Annotated in this window: 3 protein-coding genes; 1 reads left to right on the top strand and 2 read right to left on the bottom strand. The window is 61.9% G+C overall.

Annotated elements, in window-relative coordinates:
- Window positions 1-131: 131 nt before the first annotated feature.
- Window positions 132-425 (bottom strand): DUF982 domain-containing protein, encoded by a 294-nt coding sequence (locus tag EN984_RS33850; RefSeq protein ID WP_236382758.1) that lies wholly within the window; start codon window positions 423-425, stop codon window positions 132-134.
- Between the two features lie 60 nt (window positions 426-485).
- Between EN984_RS33850 and EN984_RS33845 the strand changes: the two genes are divergently transcribed.
- Entirely contained in the window at window positions 486-743 is a 258-nt protein-coding gene (locus tag EN984_RS33845; RefSeq protein WP_127268781.1) for a hypothetical protein, read from the top strand.
- 333 nt (window positions 744-1,076) lie between these two features.
- Here the strand turns inward: EN984_RS33845 and EN984_RS33840 are convergent, their stop codons facing one another.
- Window positions 1,077-1,241 (bottom strand): DUF3309 family protein, encoded by a 165-nt coding sequence (locus EN984_RS33840; RefSeq protein ID WP_127268780.1) that lies wholly within the window; start codon window positions 1,239-1,241, stop codon window positions 1,077-1,079.
- Window positions 1,242-1,628: the final 387 nt, after the last annotated feature.

The raw sequence follows: 1,628 nt of genomic DNA, 5'->3' as shown, positions 1-1,628 counted from the left end.
GCGGAATACCGTGCAAGGCGCGCCGAGAGGCAGGTCAATATGGCCCCCGAAAAGCCGGTCGGCGATCGCCAAAAAAGAGGCATACATCAAGGGGATGGAGCCAGACCCTGATTCAATTTCACCGGAGCAGGCTACGGGATCGACACCTCACGCGGTTCGACGAGGATGTCCGCCTCGATCGCGGCGTTAATGAACGCCGCCCTTGCCGCCGAGACTTCTTTCTTTCCCTCGAGCACGGCCAGACAGACCTTGCGGGCAACCATATGCTTTTGCCCGGTCGCAACCGGCCAGCGGTTCAGCAGGACGTCTGCAGCCTGAGCGACCCGCTCCACGTTGAAGATCGAGTTTCGCGATCGGCCGAGCGCAATCCTGACCGGCTCATCGAAACGCTGATCTTGCACGATGCCACTCCCCAAAGTCGGCATTCATCGATTCGCGGCCTTCAACCCCGAGCAATGTGATAGGTTCCGCGCTAAAGGTGCAAGATGTCCGATTCCAGTGGCCAGAAAAATCCCAGGCTGATCGTCGTGGTCGCCTTCGATCGCGGTGAGGATGGCGAGCTGTTCCCAGCCTTTGGACCCGCCGACCAGCAAAGCGAAGACCGCGCTATACGCACCGCCAAGGCTCTGGCGGCAAAGCATGCCGGCGTCATCGCCTGGAGCCGTGAGGCCGATCCGACGCTAGGCGAATACGGCCCGCCGAACACGCTCTTCGTCAGCGGCGACGTACCTGACATGGAGTAATCTGGCGTCAGGATCCGGCCTGCGCTCAATGCCGCAGCCAGAACGGAGACTTCTCAGAAAACACCCGCCTTTCCTTGAAGCTTGATGCAAGCCGGTTCCCTCGCCCATCAAGCAAAAGCCCGCCACGGTGAACCGGAGCGGGCCTTGGAGGAGGATAAGGGGTGGGACCCTCTCCTCTTGTTTCCACGGGGGGGTGTGGACCGCAATGACCATACGAAAGTTTTGCAGAGTGCAAGATCACAAGCCGGCTTGCCTGCATCACAATCCGGTGCGCGCCGACATTGGGGGCGCTCACGAGATTGCGATCTGTCGGCGACAACCGGGCGGGCCTGGCTAGATGCGCCCGAGCACGACAAGCACGATGACGATGAGCAGCACGAGCCCGAGGCCGCCGCCGCCATAGTAGCCGGCGCCATAAAAAGGACCTCCGCCGAGGCCGCTGAAGCCGCCAAGCAGGGCAAGGATAAGAATGATGATCAGTATGGTTCCAAGGCTCATGGCTTTCAGCTCCCGTTAGCGCTGACGCATTGGGTCGAACATCGCGGCCGCGATGTTCGAGGACGAGAACGTTCCCAAGGCTCTACCGTTCCGTGCGATCGTGGCAACGGAAACGGCCATCCAACGTGATGGAAGCCAGAACTTTGATACCGGCACGCCAATGAACGCGGAAAGCCCGCCAGTGTGGCGGGCCTTCCGACCAGCCGGAGGCCAGGAACATGCGGCCGGGCCTCAGGGCCGGTTCGGCACCTCCAGTCCCGGCACCTCCAGCATCAGCGGCGCGCGATCAGGAGGCAGAGTTGCCGGAGGTCGCGGTCGTAAGCGCCTTCGCTGCCGAGCACGTCGACGCAGCGCTTCTTCATTCGCGCCACGTTGCTATCCGACATC

Source organism: Mesorhizobium sp. M7A.F.Ca.CA.004.12.1.1 (assembly GCF_003997835.1).
Lineage (GTDB): Bacteria > Pseudomonadota > Alphaproteobacteria > Rhizobiales > Rhizobiaceae > Mesorhizobium.
The sequence above is the reverse complement of the archived record's forward strand: the minus strand, read 5'-3'. Positions and strand labels throughout refer to the sequence as shown.